This is a genomic window from Rhodoferax sp. GW822-FHT02D07, from assembly GCF_058802405.1.
In genome coordinates this window covers 105,537-123,248 of record NZ_JBXAOD010000004.1, presented here as the reverse complement: position 1 = coordinate 123,248, position 17,712 = coordinate 105,537, and the positions used below count along the sequence as shown (strand labels likewise).

At 63.2% G+C, this 17,712-nt stretch carries 16 protein-coding genes; 4 read left to right on the top strand and 12 right to left on the bottom strand.

What is annotated here, in order from left to right; all coding sequences use genetic code 11:
• Both AC1RNN_RS11335 and eat read right to left on the bottom strand, forming a co-directional pair.
• A complete protein-coding gene (locus tag AC1RNN_RS11335) occupies window positions 1–1,401 on the bottom strand; it encodes an ethanolamine ammonia-lyase subunit EutB (RefSeq protein ID WP_493089283.1) in 1,401 nt (466 codons plus the stop codon).
• Complete coding sequence (gene eat, locus AC1RNN_RS11330) at window positions 1,394–2,797, bottom strand: ethanolamine permease (RefSeq protein ID WP_493089286.1); 1,404 nt, start codon at window positions 2,795–2,797, stop codon at window positions 1,394–1,396. Before eat ends, AC1RNN_RS11335 begins: the two co-directional genes overlap by 8 nt.
• A 160-nt stretch (window positions 2,798–2,957) precedes the next feature.
• On the opposite strand from eat, the gene AC1RNN_RS11325 reads away from it, so the two are divergent.
• The 3 genes from AC1RNN_RS11325 to AC1RNN_RS11315 all read left to right on the top strand — a co-directional run bounded on the left by AC1RNN_RS11325 (window position 2,958) and on the right by AC1RNN_RS11315 (window position 6,623).
• Window positions 2,958–3,902, top strand: coding sequence for a helix-turn-helix domain-containing protein (locus AC1RNN_RS11325; RefSeq protein WP_493089287.1), 945 nt, complete (start codon window positions 2,958–2,960; stop codon window positions 3,900–3,902).
• A 69-nt stretch (window positions 3,903–3,971) separates the two neighbouring features.
• Complete coding sequence (locus AC1RNN_RS11320) at window positions 3,972–5,792, top strand: NAD(P)/FAD-dependent oxidoreductase (protein WP_493089289.1); 1,821 nt, start codon at window positions 3,972–3,974, stop codon at window positions 5,790–5,792.
• Window positions 5,793–5,867: 75 nt separating this feature from the next.
• The gene (locus AC1RNN_RS11315; RefSeq protein WP_493089290.1) at window positions 5,868–6,623 is read left to right on the top strand and encodes a substrate-binding periplasmic protein; all 756 of its coding nucleotides are present in this window, start codon (window positions 5,868–5,870) and stop codon (window positions 6,621–6,623) included.
• Window positions 6,624–6,702: 79 nt separating this feature from the next.
• On the opposite strand, the gene htpX is transcribed toward AC1RNN_RS11315, so the two are convergent.
• Window positions 6,703–7,587, bottom strand: coding sequence for a protease HtpX (gene htpX, locus AC1RNN_RS11310; protein WP_493089292.1), 885 nt, complete (start codon window positions 7,585–7,587; stop codon window positions 6,703–6,705).
• A 191-nt stretch (window positions 7,588–7,778) separates the two neighbouring features.
• On the opposite strand from htpX, the gene AC1RNN_RS11305 reads away from it, so the two are divergent.
• A complete protein-coding gene (locus AC1RNN_RS11305; RefSeq protein WP_493089293.1) occupies window positions 7,779–8,792 on the top strand; it encodes a tripartite tricarboxylate transporter substrate-binding protein in 1,014 nt (337 codons plus the stop codon).
• Window positions 8,793–8,843: 51 nt separating this feature from the next.
• Here AC1RNN_RS11305 and AC1RNN_RS11300 read toward each other — a convergent pair whose 3' ends face one another.
• From AC1RNN_RS11300 to AC1RNN_RS11260, 9 genes are all read right to left on the bottom strand, one after another.
• Window positions 8,844–9,635: a DUF3025 domain-containing protein gene (locus tag AC1RNN_RS11300; RefSeq protein ID WP_493089294.1), complete on the bottom strand. Its 792-nt coding sequence runs from the start codon at window positions 9,633–9,635 to the stop codon at window positions 8,844–8,846.
• Window positions 9,620–10,678 (bottom strand): dihydroorotase, encoded by a 1,059-nt coding sequence (pyrC, locus tag AC1RNN_RS11295; protein WP_493089296.1) that lies wholly within the window; start codon window positions 10,676–10,678, stop codon window positions 9,620–9,622. Before pyrC ends, AC1RNN_RS11300 begins: the two co-directional genes overlap by 16 nt.
• Window positions 10,679–10,724: 46 nt before the next feature.
• Complete coding sequence (locus AC1RNN_RS11290; protein WP_493089298.1) at window positions 10,725–12,326, bottom strand: methyl-accepting chemotaxis protein; 1,602 nt, start codon at window positions 12,324–12,326, stop codon at window positions 10,725–10,727.
• 54 nt (window positions 12,327–12,380) lie between these two features.
• Entirely contained in the window at window positions 12,381–13,118 is a 738-nt protein-coding gene (locus AC1RNN_RS11285; RefSeq protein ID WP_493089300.1) for an amino acid ABC transporter ATP-binding protein, read from the bottom strand.
• A 15-nt stretch (window positions 13,119–13,133) separates the two neighbouring features.
• Window positions 13,134–13,802 carry an amino acid ABC transporter permease gene (locus AC1RNN_RS11280; protein ID WP_493089302.1) on the bottom strand — a complete coding sequence of 223 codons (669 nt, stop codon included), beginning with the start codon at window positions 13,800–13,802 and terminating at the stop codon, window positions 13,134–13,136.
• Window position 13,803: 1 nt separating this feature from the next.
• Entirely contained in the window at window positions 13,804–14,526 is a 723-nt protein-coding gene (locus AC1RNN_RS11275; RefSeq protein ID WP_493089304.1) for an amino acid ABC transporter permease, read from the bottom strand.
• 92 nt (window positions 14,527–14,618) lie between these two features.
• Window positions 14,619–15,518 (bottom strand): transporter substrate-binding domain-containing protein, encoded by a 900-nt coding sequence (locus AC1RNN_RS11270; RefSeq protein WP_493089306.1) that lies wholly within the window; start codon window positions 15,516–15,518, stop codon window positions 14,619–14,621.
• Between the two features lie 148 nt (window positions 15,519–15,666).
• Window positions 15,667–16,512: an amino acid ABC transporter substrate-binding protein gene (locus AC1RNN_RS11265; RefSeq protein ID WP_493089498.1), complete on the bottom strand. Its 846-nt coding sequence runs from the start codon at window positions 16,510–16,512 to the stop codon at window positions 15,667–15,669.
• Between the two features lie 155 nt (window positions 16,513–16,667).
• Window positions 16,668–17,642 (bottom strand): LysR substrate-binding domain-containing protein, encoded by a 975-nt coding sequence (locus AC1RNN_RS11260; RefSeq protein ID WP_493089307.1) that lies wholly within the window; start codon window positions 17,640–17,642, stop codon window positions 16,668–16,670.
• Between the last annotated feature and the right edge of the window lie 70 nt (window positions 17,643–17,712).

Genomic DNA, 17,712 nt, shown 5'->3' with positions numbered 1-17,712 from the left:
TCAGGACAAGGGCAAGACGGCACGGGAAAAAGCGGGCGGGAGATCGGAGGGCAGGAACAGCCCTTGGTCGCTACAGGTGGCGATCTGCATGCGCTCCAGCCAGGCCTCGAATTCGGGCGCGGCACGCAGGCCCAGCACGCGGCGTGCGTAGAGCGCGTCGTGGAACGATGTGGTCTGGTAGTTGAGCATGATGTCGTCCGAGCCCGGAATGCCCATGACAAAGGTGCAACCCGCCGCGCCCAGCAGGGTCAGCAGCACGTCCATATCGTCCTGGTCGGCATCGGCATGGTTGGTGTAGCAAACGTCACAGCCCATGGGCAGACCCAGCAGCTTGGCGCAGAAGTGGTCTTCCAGCCCCGCGCGGATGATCTGCTTGCCATCGAACAGGTACTCGGGGCCGATGAACCCCACCACGGTGTTCACCAGCAGCGGCTTGAAGTGGCGCGCCACGGCGTAGGCGCGCGCCTCGCAGGTTTGCTGGTCCAGGCCATGGTGCGCATTGGCCGAGAGCGCGCTGCCCTGGCCGGTTTCGAAGTACATGACGTTGTTGCCGACTGTGCCGCGTTGCAGCGAAAGGGCCGCGCTGCGCGCCTCCGCCAGCAGCGCCATATTCAGGCCAAAGCTGCTGTTGGTGGCCTCGGTACCGCCTATGGACTGGAACACCAGGTCCACGGGCGCGCCGCGCTCGATGGCCTGAAGGGTATTGGTCACATGCGTGAGCACGCAGGATTGGGTGGGGATGGCGTAGTGCTGGATCACCTCGTCCATCATGTGCACCAGGCGCATGACCTGGGCCACGTTGTCGGTGGCGGGGTTGATGCCGATGACGGCATCCCCACTGCCGTAGAGCAGGCCGTCGAGCATGCTGGCCGCAATGCCGGTGGTGTCATCGGTCGGATGGTTGGGCTGCAACCGGGTGCTCATGCGCCCTGGCAGGCCGATGGTGTTGCGAAAGCCGGTCACCACCCGGCATTTGCGCGCCACGAGGATCAGGTCCTGGTTGCGCATGATCTTGCTGACCGCCGCCGCCATCTCGGGCGTCACGCCGGGTGCCAAGGCTTGCAGTGTTTCACTGTCCACCGCGTCGTTGAGCAGCCAGTTGCGGAAGTCGCCCACTGTCAGGTGGCTGATGGGGGCAAAGGCCTGGGCGTCGTGCGTGTCGAGGATGAGGCGGGTGACCTCATCGTCTTCATACGGCACCAAGGCTTCGGAGAGAAAGGTCTTGAGCGGCACCTCGGCCAGGGCCTGTTGGGCCGCGGCGCGCTCCTGCGCACTCTTGGCCGCCACGCCGGCCAGGGCGTCGCCCGAACGCGCCGGACTGGCCTTGGCCATGAGCTCCCTCAGGTCTGCAAACCCGTAGGTCTGCAGGCCCAAGGTGGCGGAGTAGGCAGACTCAGGCACCCGCGCCGCTCTCCACCGCGTCGGCCGCAGGCGCCCATTCTTTGCGGGCACCCTTGGTCAGCAAAAAGTAGACAAAGCCCAACACGACAATCCCCACAAACAGGCCCGCAACCAGTGGGTTGTAATAGGCCATGGTCACCAGGCAGACCACGGCAGCCACCAGCGCAAAGGCCGGGAACACGGGATACAGGGGCGCACGGAAGGGACGTGCCATATGGGGTTCGGATTTGCGCAACTTGAACAGGCTCGCCATGCTGACGATGTACATGACGATAGCGCCAAACACGGACATAGTCACGATGTTGGCGGTCAGGGTCTGGCCACCCAGGGTCAGGACTTCATCACTGTAGATGGCCGCAATGCCCACCACGCCGCCGGCCAGGATGGCGCGATGCGGAGTCTTGAAACGCGGATGCACCTTGGCAAAGAATGCCGGCAGATAGCCTTCGCGCGCCAGCGCAAAAATCTGGCGCGAGTAGCCCAGGATGATGCCGTGGAAGGAGGCCACCAGGCCGAACAGGCCCAACCAGACCAGCATGTGGAGCCAGCCGCTGCTCTCGCCCACGATGAGTTTCATGGCCTGGGGCAGCGGGTCGTTGATATTGGCCAGCTTGGTCCAGTCACCCGCACCACCGGCGAACACCATCACACCCACGGCCAGGAACACCAGCGTCAGGATGCCGGCGATGTAGGCAATCGGGATGGACCGCTTGGGGTCCTTGGCCTCTTCCGCCGCCATGGCCACGCCTTCAATCGCCAGGAAGAACCAGATGGCAAAAGGGATAGCCGCAAACATGCCGGGAATGGCCGCCATGGAGAAACCGTCCTGCCCCGACCAGCCACCCTTGACGAAGTTGGCGATGGAGAAGCCGGGCGAGACCACGCCCATGAAAACCAGCAGCTCAAAGATCGCCAGGACGGTCACGAACAACTCGAAGGTAGCCGCGATCTGCACGCCCACGATGTTGAGCGTCATGAACACCAGGTAGGCGCCCACGGCCGCCACCTTGGGGTCCAGCGAGGGGAATTGCACATTCAGGTAAGCGCCAATGGCCAGCGAAATGGCCGGCGGCGCAAACACAAACTCCACCAATGTGGCAACGCCCGCGATGTAGCCACCCACCGGACCAAAGGCCCGCTTGCTGTAAGCGAAGGGGCCACCCGCATGGGGAATGGAGGTGGTCAGCTCGGTGAAGCTGAAGATGAAGGTGGTATACATCGCGGCGATGAACAGCGCGGTGACGGTGAAGCCCAGCGTGCCGGCCGAGGCCCAGCCAAAGCTCCAGCCAAAGTATTCGCCCGAGATCACCAGCCCGACGGCGATGCCCCAGAGTTGCAGTGTGCTGAGCACCGGCTTGAGCGTGTGCGCGCCGGATGACGGATTCGTAGATGCCATGAAATTCCTCCAACAGGTCCAGAAATAAAAGCCCTGCCCGGGCATGGGCTTTGCTTGAGGCGACTGTAGGCAGTCACCGGCCCAACCGGTATCGAAATTCGGCAAACCTGCACCACGCACTTTTTTGGCGCATGCCCCGACCCGCACCTGGAGCGCACCCATGAACTACCGCCTTCCGTCCCCGGCGCCTGTGCGCATCGTCCAGTCCACCGATGCGGACGAACACGCGGCACACCTGACCAACTGGGAGCAGTGCTATGACCAGACCACGGCCGGCCGCTTCCACGGCCTGTTGGAGGAGTTGCAGCTGCCCTCCATGCAGGTCTTCCGCGAAACCACCACCCAGGGCATGCGCCAGACATGCTGCGTCTGGCCCGACGCGCTGTGGTTTGGCTTGCCCCATTCCGCGCACAGCACCCGCATCAACGGCCGCGTGGCTGCCCCGCACGGCATCATGGTGCGCCCCGGGGGCCGCGAGTTTGAACTGGTGACGCCGGCGGACTACACCATCTACGGTGTGGTGGTGCGCCAGAGTGCGCTGCATGCCGTCGCCGCACGCCTGGGCTTTCAGATGGACTGGGACCAGTTGGGCCAGACCGAGCTGGTGCAGGCAGCGCCCGCGTACTACCAACAATGCCTGCATGTGCTCAACACCCTGCTGCACACAGCCCCGCCGGAGAGCGGCCCCGCGGAAGAGCGTATTCTGGAAGCCCTGCTGCCCCTGCTGGACCAGAGCGTGGCAGCCGCCCCTGCCAGCACCAGCTTCGCGCGCCACCAGCGCATCGTGGCCAAGGCGCGCGACTATGTGCTGGCCCACCCGGACCAGGCGGTCACCGTGCCCGAGCTGTGTGAGCAACTGTTCGTGAGCCGCCGCACACTGCAGTATTGCTTTGAAGACGTGCTGGGCATCAACCCCGTGCAGTACCTGCGCATCCTGCGCCTCAACGGTGCACGCCGCCACCTGCGCGACAACCGCCAGCCCGCCCCCACCGTGCGCGACGTGGCCGCCGACTGGGGCTTCTGGCACTTTAGCCAATTCTCCAGCGACTACCGCAAGCTGTTCGGACACAGCCCGTCGGAGGCGCTGCGGCAAGGGCTGCACTAAGGCCCGCGATGGGCATGGCGCTCGCGCCCGAATAAAATCGGGGCCTGCTTGATAAACACGAGCCGCCCCATGATCCGCCTGACTGAACTCAAACTCCCCCTCTCTGCCCTGCCCGTCGAGGAGCGTCGCGCCAGCGATGCGCCAACCGAGACCGAGGCGGACCGCGCCCCCGTCGCCCACCCTGTCGCCGCCCTGCAGCGCCTCTGTGCGCAGACCTTGGGCATCGACGTAGATGCGATTGCGAACTTGCAGGTCTTCAAGCGCAGCTTCGATGCGCGCAAGGCGGAGTTGCTGGCGGTCTACATCGTGGACATCACGCTGCACGACGCCGCGCTGGAGGCGCGCCTGCTGGCGCAGCACCAAGGCCATCCGCACATCGGCGCCTCACCGGACATGGCCTACCGCATGGTGACGCAGGCACCGGCCGACTTTGGCCAGCGCGAGGGGGAACGCCCCGTTGTGGTGGGCTTTGGCCCCTGCGGCATGCTGGCGGCGCTGGTGCTGGCGCAGATGGGCTTTCGGCCCATCGTGCTGGAACGCGGCAAGACGGTGCGCCAGCGCACCAAGGACACCTGGGGCCTGTGGCGCAAGAAGACCCTCAACCCCGAGAGCAATGTGCAGTTTGGCGAAGGCGGCGCCGGCACTTTCTCGGACGGCAAGCTCTACAGCCAGATCAAGGACCCGCGCTTCCTGGGCCGCAAGGTGATGCACGAGTTTGTGGCCCACGGTGCGCCGGCCGAAATCCTCTACGAAGCCCACCCTCACATCGGCACCTTCAAGCTGGTGAAAGTGGTGGAAGGCATCCGCGAGCAGATCATTGCGCTGGGAGGCGAGATCCGCTTCGAGCAGCGCGTCACCGACTTGCTATTGAATCAGGAGCTGCCCGCGCAACCTCTGCGCGGGCTGGAGGTCGAAAATCTTCAAAACGGCAACCGCTACGTGCTACCGGCGCACCATGTCGTGATGGCGCTGGGCCACAGCTCACGCGACACCTTTGCCATGCTGCATGCGCGTGGCGTGGCCATGCAGGCGAAGTCCTTCTCGGTAGGTGTGCGCATTGAACACCCGCAGAGCGTGATCGACCGGGCCCGCTGGGGCCGCCACGCGGGCCACCCGCTGCTGGGTGCGGCCGACTACAAGTTGGTGCACCACGCCGCCAACGGCCGCGCCGTTTACAGCTTCTGCATGTGCCCCGGTGGCACGGTGGTGGCTGCCACCAGCGAACCCGGCCGCGTGGTCACGAACGGCATGAGCCAGTACTCCCGCGCCGAGCGCAATGCCAACGCCGGCATGGTGGTGGGCATAGACCCGCCCGACTACCCGCAGGACGAGGCCGCCTTTGTGCACGCCTGGGGCGAGGAACAGGGCCGAGCCCTAGCGGCCGAGGCCACCGCACTGCGCGCGCGTGATCCGCAGGCCGTACACCCGCTGGCCGGGGTCAACCTGCAGCGCGCGCTCGAATCGGGCGCCTATGTGCTGGGCGGCAGCAGTTACGAGGCACCGGGCCAGCTGGTGGGTGACTTTCTTGCGGCCCGCCCGTCAACCGCCCTGGGCGCGGTCATCCCGTCCTACAAGCCGGGCATCAAGCTGGGCGACCTGGCCCATGCCCTGCCCGCCTACGCCATCGAAGCCATGCGCGAAGCGCTGCCAGCCTTCGGGCGCAAGATCAAGGGCTATGACATGGCCGACGCGGTGCTTACCGGCGTGGAAACGCGCACGTCTAGCCCGGTCAAGATGCCGCGCGGGGACGACCTGCAAAGCACCAGCCTGCGTGGCCTCTACCCCGCGGGCGAGGGTGCCTCCTATGCGGGCGGCATTTTGTCGGCGGGTGTGGATGGCATCCGCGTGGCGGAAGCGTTGGCCCTGGACCTCTGCACACAGCCTCGCTGAACCTGCACCGGCGCGACACCCCAAACGCAGGGGATTGGTGTTTAATGCGGCGATCACCACGCCACACGCCGAACCATGAAACGTCGTCAGTGCCTGCGCTCCGTGTCTGCTTCTGCCTGCGCCTGGCTCCTACCGGTGTATGGGCAGTCAACCGGTCCCGTGGTGCGCATGGGCTACTTCGACAAGTTCTCCCCCTTCAGCGAAAAGGATGACGGCGGCCAGATGCGCGGGCTGCTGGTGGAGTCCATGGACCTGGTCGGCACCATGGCCGGCCTCACGCTGGAGCATTACGGCTACCCGTGGGCGCGTGCACAGCTGATGGTGCGCCAAGGCGAGCTGGATGGTTTTTGTACCGTGCAGACCACTGAGCGCAACGCCTACGCCGACTTCTGCCCCACACCGGTACTGCGCGTGGCGCTGGGTGTCTACCACCGCCGCGGTGACACGCGCATCGCCCAGCTCAACTCGGTGGCCGACATGCGCGAGTTGCGCCAGGGTGGCTACATCGGCAGCGGCTATGTGAAGGAACACCTGGAAGCTGACCGCATTTCGCTGGAGCCGGACCAGGACGCCGTATTGCGCCGCCTGCTCAATGGTTCGCTGGACGTGTTTCCGCAGGCCGAGATCGTCACCTGGCTGCGTATCAAATCGCTGGGCTACGCCGACCGGCTGCAGTTCACGCCCCTGCCCTTCCTGCCCACAGCGACCTACAACTTTGGCCTGCGCCGCAGCTACCCTGAAGCGCCCGCCGTGCTGACGCGCATGGAAACCGCCATCCAGTCGGCCATCAAGAAGAACGCCCTGCAGGCGCTGCAAGCCCGCTACCGCTAAACGGCCTCTCCAACAAAAAAGCCCTCTTGCGCATGGCAAGAGGGCTTTTTCTATCGGAGGCCGCCTGTGCGGCCAAAACTCAGTTGCCGTTTGATGCCTGCAGCGCGGCGATGCGCTCTTCAATCGGCGGGTGGGTAGAGAACAGCTGGCCAATACCACCGGCAATGCCCATGGCCGCCACGGTCTTGGGCAGTTCGCCAGGCGTCATGCCACCCAGGCGGGCCAGCGCATTCATCATGGGCTGCTTGCGACCCATCAGTTGGGCGGCACCTGCGTCCGCACGGAATTCGCGCTGGCGGCTGAACCAGGCCACGATCATGGCGGCCACAAAGCCCAGCACGATGTCGAGCACGATGGTGGTGATGTAATAGCCGATGCCGGGGCCGCTGTTTTCGCGATCATCGCCCTTGCGCAGAAAGCTGTCCACCGCGTAGCCGATGACACGGCTCAGGAACACGACGAAGGTATTCATCACACCCTGGATCAGCGTCATGGTGACCATGTCGCCGTTCGCGATGTGGGCCACCTCGTGGCCGATCACGGCTTCAATCTCGTCGCGCGTCATGCCGCGCAGCAAGCCGGTAGACACCGCCACCAGGGCAGAGTTCTTGAAGGCACCGGTGGCAAAGGCGTTGGGCTCGCCCTCGAAGATGCCGACCTCGGGCATGCCGATGCCGGCCTTGTCGGCGAACTTGCGCACGGTGTCCACAATCCAGGCCTCGTCGGCGTTTTGCGGCTGCTCGATGATCTGCATGCCCGAGGTGGTCCACTTGGCCATGGGCTTGCTGATCAGCAGGGAGATGATGGCGCCGCCAAAACCCATGATCAAGGCGAAGCCCAACAGGGCACCCAGGTTCAGGCCGTTGGCCGTGAGGTAACGGTTCACGCCCAGCAGGCTGGCGACCACGCCCAACACCAGCACCACGGCCAGGTTGGTCAGTACAAACAAAATAATGCGTTTCATGATTTCTACTTTCGGAAAGCGACCGCGGTCCGGTCTTTGACACGGATGGTAGGGGCGCCGGGGGTGAATTCAAGCCGAAACGGCCTTGAGCCCACGAAAATTATGGCCTTTTGTAACAGGCTGTGGTCCGTTTGGCCGGTGCCACACAAAGCCCCTAAGATGGCGCTCCCAACCACTTCTGCAGACCTGCCATGAACGCCATGCACCGCCGCCGTCTTCTCGCCCAACTGGCTGCCTCGGCCCTGCCCGTGGTGGCCCTGCCCAGCTGGAGCCAAGCTGCCAAACCCGCCGCGACCGGCAAACCCAAGGCGGGCAGCAAGCTGGCGGCCAAACTGCGCATCGTGATTCCGGCCAACGCCGGCGGCGGCTGGGACCAGACCGGCCGCGCCCTGGGTACGGCCATGATCTCGGCGGGCGTGGTCGACGAGGTGGAGTACGAGAACAAGGGCGGCAAGGGCGGCACCTTGGGCCTGGCGCACTACGCCGAGAAGTACAGCGCCGATGCCAATACGCTGATCATGGGCGGCACCGTGATGGTGGGCGCCGTAGCGCTGCTCAAGCCGGCCGTCGACCTCACGGCCATCCTCCCCGTGGCCCGCCTGACCAGCGACTATCTGGTGATGGTGGTGGCGGCCAATTCCCCTCTGAAAACGGCGGCAGACCTGTCTGCCAGCATGAAGGCCAACCTCAAGTCCGTGGTGATTGCCGGCGGATCGGCCGGCGGGGTGGACCACATTTTTTCGGGCGTGTTTGCGCGCGCCGCCGGGGCCAACCCCGAGGAGCTGAACTACCTGCCCTTCGCCAGCGGCGTGGATGTGGTGTCCGCCGTGCTGTCGGGCAAGGCGGCCGTGGGCATCTCGGGCTACAGCGAATTTGCCGCGCAGCTCGCCGGCGGCCAGTTGCGCGCCATCGGTGTGTCCTCGCGCAAAGCCTCGTTCGGCATTCCGGCTATCCGCGACCAGGGGGTGCAGGTGGAAATGTCCAACTGGCGCGCTGTCTTCACTGGCAAGGGCGTGTCGCCCGAACGGCAGGCCGAGATGGTGGAGGCCGTGCGCCTGGCCACCATGCACGACAGCTGGAAGGCCACGCTCAAGCAGAACCACTGGGACGCCTCCTGGATGACCGGCAAGGACCTGAACAACCAGATTGACCTGGACCTGACCACGGCACGCGTCATGGTCCACCTGCTCAAGCTCAAAGCCTGAAACCTCGCCCCCACGCTCCACCGCTTGCGCGGGTCGCTGCCCCCCAAGGGGCTAATTTGCCTTGGGGCGGCCCAGCGGCAAATTGCGCGCTCCACGCTCCGAGGCTGTGCGCGGCGTCCGAAACACGCTGGCATCATCGTAGAAGCCCGGCGCCTCATTGGGCGCCCACCAGCCAGGTACACCAAGCACCGGCAGGGGCGCAAAGGGTTTGCCGGCCAGCCCCTCCGGGGTCAGGTTGCGGGCCAACCAGGGATCCAGCTGCGCTATGGAATTCGTAGCTGCCTGCGCAATGAATACATGGGCTGTGATCGGTTTTCTTGGATAAACCAGTTTTTCCAGCAGAGCGTGACCGAACAGCAGTAGCGTGGCCTCGCTCCACAACGGGCGCAAGTGCACGAACAAGGCCTGCCAGTCCTTGGCCAGCAAGGCCTCCCAGAGGGGCTCCGGGGCTAGCAGCACCGCGGCGTTTTCATCAAACACGGTCAACGCATCGCGCAGCGGACCGCGCACAGGCTGGATGCCGTCCTGCGCAATCTGGGTGGCCTGCAGCTGGTTGAGCCGCGTCTTGGTCTGCGGAAACTGCAGCCAGCACAGGCCGTTGAAGAAATCATGCAGCCCGTCTCGCGTGGGCACTTGGCCGGTCGTGAAGATGTGCTGCTCATAGGCGGCGCCCGCCGGCAGCGCGGCCTGGGGCACGAACTGCACGGGCGCGCCACCCGCGGCATTGAGCGCCTGCGCCACGCTCTGGCCGCCCATCACTTGCACCGCGAGCGCTTGTCCGGGCTCCCGCCACGGTGCCAGCCAGGGCGCCGCCCAGTCAATCGCCTCTAGACCATGCGCCACGGCAGAGCTTCGCCCGCAGCCAGGGGTTTGAGGGAGGCTTCGCCAAAAGCAAAACTCTCGGGCGGCGTCCAGCTCTCGCGCTTGAGGGTGATGGTGCCCGTGTTGCGCGGCAGGCCGTAGAAATCGGCACCATGGAAACTGGCAAAGCCCTCCAGCTTGTCCAGCGCACCGGCTGCATCAAAGGCTTGGGCGTACAGCTCCATGGCGGCATGGGCCGTGTAGCAGCCGGCGCAGCCCGTGGCGTGCTCCTTCAGGTGCGCAGGGTGCGGCGCGCTGTCGGTGCCCAGGAAGAACTTGTGGCTGCCACCGGTAGCCGCCTGTACCAGGGCCTGGCGATGCGTCTCGCGCTTGAGAACCGGTAGGCAGTAGTAGTGCGGGCGAATGCCGCCGGTGAAGATGGCATTGCGGTTGTAGAGCAGGTGGTGGGCGGTGATGCTGGCGGCCGTGAAGCGGTCGCTCTCCGCCACGTACTGCGCGGCTTCCTTGGTCGTGATGTGCTCGAAGACCACCTTGAGCTCGGGAAAGTCCTTGCGCAAGGGAATCAGCTGGGTGTCGATGAACACGGCCTCGCGGTCGAACAGGTCAATGTCGCTGCTGGTTACCTCGCCATGCACCAGCAACAGCAGGCCAGCCTTCTGCATCGCCTCCAGCGTCTTGTAGGTCTTGCGGATGTCGGTCACGCCGGCATCGCTGTTGGTGGTGGCGCCCGCAGGGTACAGCTTGGCAGCGACCACGCCGGCATCCTTGGCGCGTGCGATTTCATCCGCCGGCAGGTTGTCCGTGAGGTACAGCGTCATCAGCGGCTCGAACTGCACGCCCGCAGGCACTGCCGCCTGGATGCGCGCCTTGTAGGCCAGCGCCTGCTCGGCGGTGGTCACCGGCGGCTTGAGGTTGGGCATGATGATGGCGCGCCCGAACTGCGCCGCCGTGTGTGGCACCACGGTGTGCAGCGCCGCCCCGTCGCGCACATGCAGGTGCCAGTCGTCGGGGCGGGTCAGGATAATGGAATCGGGCAGGGTCTTGGGGGTGGAGGCGTTCGTCATGGGCGCTATTGTCCCAAATCGCCTCCCCCTGCGGCTACGGGGCCGCTCAGTTCAGCAGGCGCGGCATGGACAGCGAGACATCGGGCTCTCCGGTTTCAAACGCGCTGACGATGCGGGTAAGCTGCTCAGCCTGGTCCTTGAGGCTTTCGGCCGCAGCCGCGCTTTGCTCCACCAGCGCCGAGTTTTGCTGGGTCATCTGATCCAGTGCGGAGATGGCCGAGTTCACGGTACCAATGCCCTGGCTCTGCTCGGATACGGTGGCGCTGATATCGCTGATGGTGTGGGTCACGCGCTGCACCGAGTTCACGATCTCGCTCATGGTCTGCCCGGCTGCAGCCACCAGCTGGGTACCACGCTCCACGCGCTCCACACTGGTGTTGATCAGGCCCTTGATCTCCTTGGCGGCTTCCGCACTGCGACCGGCCAGGGAGCGCACTTCGGATGCCACCACGGCAAAACCGCGGCCTTGCTCGCCCGCCCGCGCAGCTTCCACTGCAGCATTCAGCGCCAGAATGTTGGTCTGGAAGGCAATGCCATCGATCACGCTGATGATGTCGGCGATCTTGGAGGAGCTGGTATTGATCTCCTGCATGGTGGCCACCACTTCAGAGACCACCGAACCACCTCGCACTGCCACCTCGGCCGAGGTGCCCGCCAACTGATTGGCCTGTTGCGCTGCGTTGGCACTGTTTTGCACGGCGTCCGTCAGGAGGCTCACCGAGTGGGCGGTTTGCTGCAGGTTCGCGGCTGTCTGTTCGGTGCGATTGCTCAGATCCAGATTGCCCTCTGCGACCTCCTGGCTGGAGCGATGGATGGAACTAGCCGCCTCGCGAATGCTTTCCACCATCTGGCGCAGGTTGTTCTGCATGGCCGTGACCGCCTGCAACAGGCGGCCGATTTCATCGTTGGCCCCCTGGGGCACCTTGGTGGTCAGGTCTCCGGCGGCAATGCGCTCGGTCATGCGCATGGCAAGTTTGACGGGGTGCGTCACCCCCACCGTGATGCGCCAAGCGATCAGTCCGCCTGCCACTAGGGCCACCACCACCAATCCACCCAGCAGCACCATCATCTTGCGCTGCAGGGCCTCCGACTCGGCGTTGGCCTCCTGGGTTTGCGCCAGCTGCAGGGCAATCAGGCTGGCAGCGTCCTTGCGCAAGGCCTCTTCGGCGGGGCGCACGCGGTTCATGAGCGTGAGCACCGCCGCCACAGTATCGCCATCATTGGCCTGCTTGAGCGCATCGGTCACTTCGGGCAACAACTTCTTGGTCTGCTCGGAAATACGGCCCATCAGGGCGCGCTCGTCGCTACTGGCGTCAGCGGTCGCGAGCAGTGCGCTCAAGGCGGCCTCGGCCTGGCTCATATTGGCCATGGCCGATTCCGCTGCCTTGAACTCCACCTGCAGTTGCTTGGGGTCCAGTTCCGTGAACAGGGCCACAGAGCGGCTGTGGATGGTCACGCGGTTGATGCTGTCCATCAATGCATTGGTCAACTCGGTCTGCCGGTTGTTGACCTGCACGATGTGCTCCAGGGACTTGCTGACCTGTCGCACCGAGTACACCCCCGTCGCTGCCACGCCCAGCAGCAGCAACAGGATGGCAATAAAGCCGAGGGAGAGCTTGCGCGCCAACGAGGAGGAAGAAGTGGACATAGGCACCTTCTTTTTTTATATGGAAATACGCCCTGCAGGGCAGGGCGTTCGGACTCAGTGCTGGAGGATCTTGTTCAGGAAATCCTTGGTGCGCGGCTGGCGCCCCTCGGGGTTGCCGAAGAACTCGTCCTTGCTGCAATCTTCGAGGATGCGGCCACCCACATCGATGAAGATCACGCGGCTGGCCACCTTGCGGGCGAAGCCCATTTCGTGGGTCACGACCATCATGGTCATGCCCTCCTTGGCCAAGGACACCATCACGTCCAGCACCTCGCCCACCATTTCAGGGTCCAGCGCGGAAGTAGGTTCGTCAAACAGCATGACCACAGGGTCCATGCTCAGCGCACGGGCAATCGCCACACGCTGCTGCTGGCCGCCGGAAAGCTGACCGGGGAACTTGTCCTTGTGCGCCATCAGGCCCACGCGATCCAGCATCTTGAGGCCACGCACCTTGGCTTCATCGGCGCTGCGACCCAGTACCTTGATCTGCGCAATCGTCAGGTTCTCAGTCACGCTGAGGTGGGGGAAGAGTTCGAAATGCTGGAACACCATGCCCACGCGGCTGCGCAGCTGGGGCAGATTGGTCGTGGGTGCCTGCAGGTGCACGCCGTCCACCGTGATATCGCCCTTCTGGATGGGCTCCAGGCCGTTGACGGTCTTGATCAGCGTGGACTTGCCAGAACCCGAGGGGCCGCACACCACCACAACATCACCCTTGTTGATATTGACGGAACAGTCGTTGAGCACCTGCACCGGGCCATACCACTTCGATACGTTTTTGATTTCAATCATGTCTATCTCTTTTGTTCAGCGAATAATGGCGATACGGGTTTGCAGGCGCTTGACAGCCCACGAGAGCGCAAAGCAGATCACAAAGTAAACGACGGCGGCCAGCAGGTACGCCTCTTCGGGGCGGCCATACAGCTTGCCAGCCAGGGTGAAGCCCTTGAGCAGGTCATAGGCGCCAATGGCATACACCAGCGAAGTGTCCTGGAACAGGATGATGGTTTGCGTGAACAGCACCGGCAGCATATTGCGGAAGGCCTGCGGCAGCACCACCAGGGTCATGTTCTGGTTGTAGGTCATGCCCAGCGCCTGGCCGGCAAATACCTGACCGCGCGGAATGGACTGGATGCCGGCACGCATGATTTCACTGAAATACGCGGCTTCGAAGGCGATGAAGGTGATCGCCGCCGATAGCTCGGCGCCGATGGGCTTGCCAATCATGAAGGGGATCAGCAGGTAGAACCACAGAATCACCATGACCAGCGGAATGGAGCGCATGCCGTTCACATAGAACGCAGCCACGCCGCCCAGCACCTTGTTGCCCGACAAACGCATCAGCGCCAGGATCGTGCCCAGAAACACGCCACCCAAGGTGGCCACGATGGTCAACAGCACGCTGAAACGCAGGCCGTTGAGCACGAACTTGTTGATGACTTCCCAGCTCAGGAAGGAAATATCCAGACCCAGCATCTCAGTGTCCTCCGCCTGTACCGCCAGCCACGATGAAGCCGGGGATTTGAAGGGAACGCTCCACCAGTGCGAACACGCGGTTCACGGCAAAGGCCGAGATCGCGTACAGAATGGTCACGGCAAGGTAGACCTCCACACCGCGCGAGGTTTCTTCCTGCGCCTGCATGGCAAACATGGTCAGCTCCGAGATGGACACGGCAAATGCCACGGACGAGTTCTTCAGCAGGTTCATGGACTCACTGGTCAGCGGCGGCAGGATGATGCGAAACGCCATGGGCAGGATCACATAACGGTAGGTTTGCGCCGTGGTAAACCCCATCGCCATGCCCGCGTAGCGCTGCCCCTTGGGCAAGGCCTGAATGCCGGCACGCACCTGCTCGGCGATACGTGCCGAGGTGAAGAACCCCAACCCCACCACGACCAGCGCAAAGCCGGGCACGGACTGGAAAGACGGGAAAATTTTGGGCACCACGAAGTACCACAAGAAGATCTGCACGAGCAACGGAATATTGCGGAAGAACTCCACCCAGGCATTGGCCAAGCGCACTAGCCAAGGGCTGTTGGGCAAGGTCCGCAAGGTCCCCACCACAGCACCCACACCCACAGCCACCAGCCATGAGCAACCTGCAACCGCCAGCGTCCAGCGCCAGGCTTCCATCATCCATTGCCAGTACGTGCGGCCGCTGCCGTCGTCACTCAAAAAAATCTGCCAATCCCAATGCATACCACCTCCACTGCAAATACCGCGCCATCGTACAAACAAAAAACCCGCTGGGATAGTTTCCAGCGGGTTTTACTCAGACCTGATACCGCAGATTACTTCTTGGCGTAGTCTTCGGCAGGTTTGTCGTTTGGCGTAGCCCAGGCAGCCTTGGTGCTGTCGCTGGCAGGCAGGCCCACGCGGGCGTTCTTGGGAGGGATGGGCTGCATGAACCACTTGTCGTAGATTTTGGCCAGCTCGCCGGACTTCGCCAGGCCGATGACGGTGTCGTCAGCCAGCTTCTTGAAGGCGGGGTCGTCCTTGCGGATCATGATGGCGATGGGTTCCACGGACAGAACTTCACCGACGATCTTGTAATCGTTGGGAGCCTTGGAGGCAGCGATGTTGCCAGCCAGGATCTGGCCGTCCATCACGAAGGCGTCAGCACGGCCGGATTCCAGCAGCAAGAAGCTGTCTGCGTGGTCCTTGCCGAAGACTTCCTTGAAGTCCACGCCAGTGGCGCGCTCATGCTTGCGCAGGGTTTGCACCGAAGTGGTACCCGTGGTGGTTGCCACGTTGCGGCCAGCCAAGTTGGCGATGGAGGTGATGCCGGAGTTGGCCTTCACGGCGATACGCACTTCTTCCACATAGGTGGTGACCACAAAGGACACGTCCTTCTGGCGGGTGGCGTTGTTGGTGGTGGAGCCGCACTCGATGTCCACAGTGCCGTTCTGCACCAGGGGAATACGGTTTTGCGAAGTCACGGACTGGTACTTCACTTCCACTTTCTTGCCGACGGCCTTTTCCACGTTGGCGATGATGCGCTGGCACACCTCGACGTGGAAACCAGCGTACTTGCCGTCGCCCAGGGCGTACGACAGAGAACCGGACGAATCGCGCACACCCATGGTGATAGCGCCGTCAGCCTTGACCTTGGCCAAGGTGTCAGTACCTTGTGCCTGCACACCGAAGATGCTGGCAGACAACAGGCCCAGGATGAAAATGCTCTTTTTCATGTTTTTCCTTAAGTAAAAACGAACTAACAAAAAACCAAAACGACGTCCCAATGTTGAGCGTTGCGGTGAACTGTAAGACAACCACCTCTTCTTTGAACCACCTACTAACCCCTAAAACCCATGCAAATGCGCAATGACTTTATTCCTGTCAGAAGGGAACGAAGTCTGTGGGGTATTTCCAGAAATCCTTGAGCAGATAGCTTACCGGCAGGTTCAGCGGCTTGTCATTCGGGGGAATGGGCTTGAGGAACCAGCGGTCGTAGATCGGTTGAATTTCCTTGCTGAGGATGAGGCGGCGCATTTCGTCATCCACCACCTTTTTGAACTCGGGATCATTCTTGGGCAGCATGATGGCAAGCGGCTCCGTGGTCAGGAACTTGCCCACCACCTTGAGCGCCTCGGGCTTGGCGCGGTTGGCCGCCAGGCCATACAACAGCACGTCGTCCATCACAAAGGCATCGGCCTCGCCGGACTCCACCATTTCTACGGCCTTAGCGTGGTCGGGTGCCTCCAGAATGGTGATGTGCAGCAGGCGCTCGCGGTTGGCCTGCTCGGCCGCCTTCAGGGGTGTGGTGCCCTTGGTGGAAACCAGCTTCTTGCCGTACAAGTCTTCAATGCGCTCGATCTTGCTGTCGGCACGCACCAGCATGCGTGCGCCGGTGATGAAGTGTGGAATGGTGAAGGACACCTTTTGGCGGCGATCAGCGTTGTTGGTGGTGGAGCCGCATTCCATGTCGGCATTACCTTGCTCGACCATGGCGATGCGGTTGGCCGGCGTGACCTGCAGGAATTCGACTTGCATGTTCTTGGCCCCGGTCTTCTTGCGCACGGCCTCAGCCAGCTTCAGACACAGGTCCAAGGCATAGCCCACAGGTTTTTTTTCCTGATCCAGATACGAAAAAGGAATGGAAGACTCACGGTGCGCGACCACCAGCTTGCCGCCAGAAGCCACCCGCTCCAGCACAGACCCCGCCTGCGCAGCCACGGCGGCCATCAGCAAGCCCGCCAATAATCCAGCACGACCCAAACTGTTAGTTTGCATAGCCACTCCAACAACATATTTTTGACAGCAACGTGACTCTATCCCCCGGCGCCAGCCTAAGCCAATGCCAATTCATTCACGTCGCATGCAAAAAGGACATGCAAGATTCATGCCGGGGAACTATGGGTCTGCAGATAGTCCCACAGCGCCTGGGTAGCGCCCTTTGGCGGCCGGCTTTGGGCACGTTGTGCCGCCGACAATCCGCGAGCCGCCTCCTTTCCTGACAGACGCTCCCGGTAGGCGCGAACCTCCATGGTGATCTGCAGGTCGCGCATGTGGGCAGGCAGCGCACTGACCAGCTTCTTGGCACGCAGATCCTTTTTTACCGCACTAAAGGGCAGGAAGGCAATGCCATGCCCTTCCAGCGCCATGGCTTTGAGGCCTTCGGCCATGTCGGTTTCGTACACGCGGTCGAAGTGGATGGCCACGTCGGACTGCTTGAGGATCAACTCCACCATCTGCCCCAGGTAGGCACCGGGCGCATACCCCAGGTAGGGCAAAGGCTGGCCGGATTTGCCCGGCAGGGTGAACAAGGGCTGGCCATCGGCGTCAGGCTTGACATACGGCGCCACCACCTCTTCGCCCAAGCTCACCATTTCATAGCGGTCGGCGTCGAGCTGGTAAGGCTGGGACGGATGGTGGTAGGCGATCAGCAGGTCGCAGCTGCCTTCCACCAAACGCATCACCGCGTCATGCACATTCAGCGCAATCAGGCGGCTCTTGATCGGGCCAAACTTGTCGCGCAGGCCGGACACCCAGGCGGGGAAAAACGTGAAGGCCAGCGTGTGTGGGACGGCGAACTCCACCACGTCCTGCGCGGTGGTGGTATGCCCGCGCAGCATGGCGCGCGTGCTCTGCAGAGACTGGAGAACCTCCAGCGACTGGTCGTACAGGGTTTCACCGGCGGGCGTCAGTCGTGTGGGATAACTGCTGCGGTCCACCAGATCGGTGCCGGCCCACGCCTCCAAAGACTGAATACGCCGCGAAAACGCGGGCTGGGTGACATGGCGCAGTTGCGCAGAACGACTGAAGCTGCGCGTTTCCGCCAGCGACACAAAGTCTTCAAGCCATTTGGTTTCCATGGCCCTCGATTATGCGCGGAATGCATGAGATCTGCCGCCATGTGGCGACCACCGGCCACCCGGCGCCTGC

Excerpts from the sequence above, each read along its gene's own strand:
- eat (WP_493089286.1), bottom strand. The coding sequence starts at position 2,797 with ATGGCATCTACGAATCCGTCATCCGGCGCGCACACGCTCAAGCCGGTG.
- AC1RNN_RS11325 (WP_493089287.1), top strand. The coding sequence starts at position 2,958 with ATGAACTACCGCCTTCCGTCCCCGGCGCCTGTGCGCATCGTCCAGTCC.
- AC1RNN_RS11320 (WP_493089289.1), top strand. The coding sequence starts at position 3,972 with ATGATCCGCCTGACTGAACTCAAACTCCCCCTCTCTGCCCTGCCCGTC.
- AC1RNN_RS11315 (WP_493089290.1), top strand. The coding sequence starts at position 5,868 with ATGAAACGTCGTCAGTGCCTGCGCTCCGTGTCTGCTTCTGCCTGCGCC.
- htpX (WP_493089292.1), bottom strand. The coding sequence starts at position 7,587 with ATGAAACGCATTATTTTGTTTGTACTGACCAACCTGGCCGTGGTGCTG.
- AC1RNN_RS11305 (WP_493089293.1), top strand. The coding sequence starts at position 7,779 with ATGAACGCCATGCACCGCCGCCGTCTTCTCGCCCAACTGGCTGCCTCG.
- pyrC (WP_493089296.1), bottom strand. The coding sequence starts at position 10,678 with ATGACGAACGCCTCCACCCCCAAGACCCTGCCCGATTCCATTATCCTG.
- AC1RNN_RS11290 (WP_493089298.1), bottom strand. The coding sequence starts at position 12,326 with ATGTCCACTTCTTCCTCCTCGTTGGCGCGCAAGCTCTCCCTCGGCTTT.
- AC1RNN_RS11285 (WP_493089300.1), bottom strand. The coding sequence starts at position 13,118 with ATGATTGAAATCAAAAACGTATCGAAGTGGTATGGCCCGGTGCAGGTG.
- AC1RNN_RS11280 (WP_493089302.1), bottom strand. The coding sequence starts at position 13,802 with ATGCTGGGTCTGGATATTTCCTTCCTGAGCTGGGAAGTCATCAACAAG.
- AC1RNN_RS11275 (WP_493089304.1), bottom strand. The coding sequence starts at position 14,526 with ATGCATTGGGATTGGCAGATTTTTTTGAGTGACGACGGCAGCGGCCGC.
- AC1RNN_RS11270 (WP_493089306.1), bottom strand. The coding sequence starts at position 15,518 with ATGAAAAAGAGCATTTTCATCCTGGGCCTGTTGTCTGCCAGCATCTTC.
- AC1RNN_RS11265 (WP_493089498.1), bottom strand. The coding sequence starts at position 16,512 with ATGGCCGCCGTGGCTGCGCAGGCGGGGTCTGTGCTGGAGCGGGTGGCT.
- AC1RNN_RS11260 (WP_493089307.1), bottom strand. The coding sequence starts at position 17,642 with ATGGAAACCAAATGGCTTGAAGACTTTGTGTCGCTGGCGGAAACGCGC.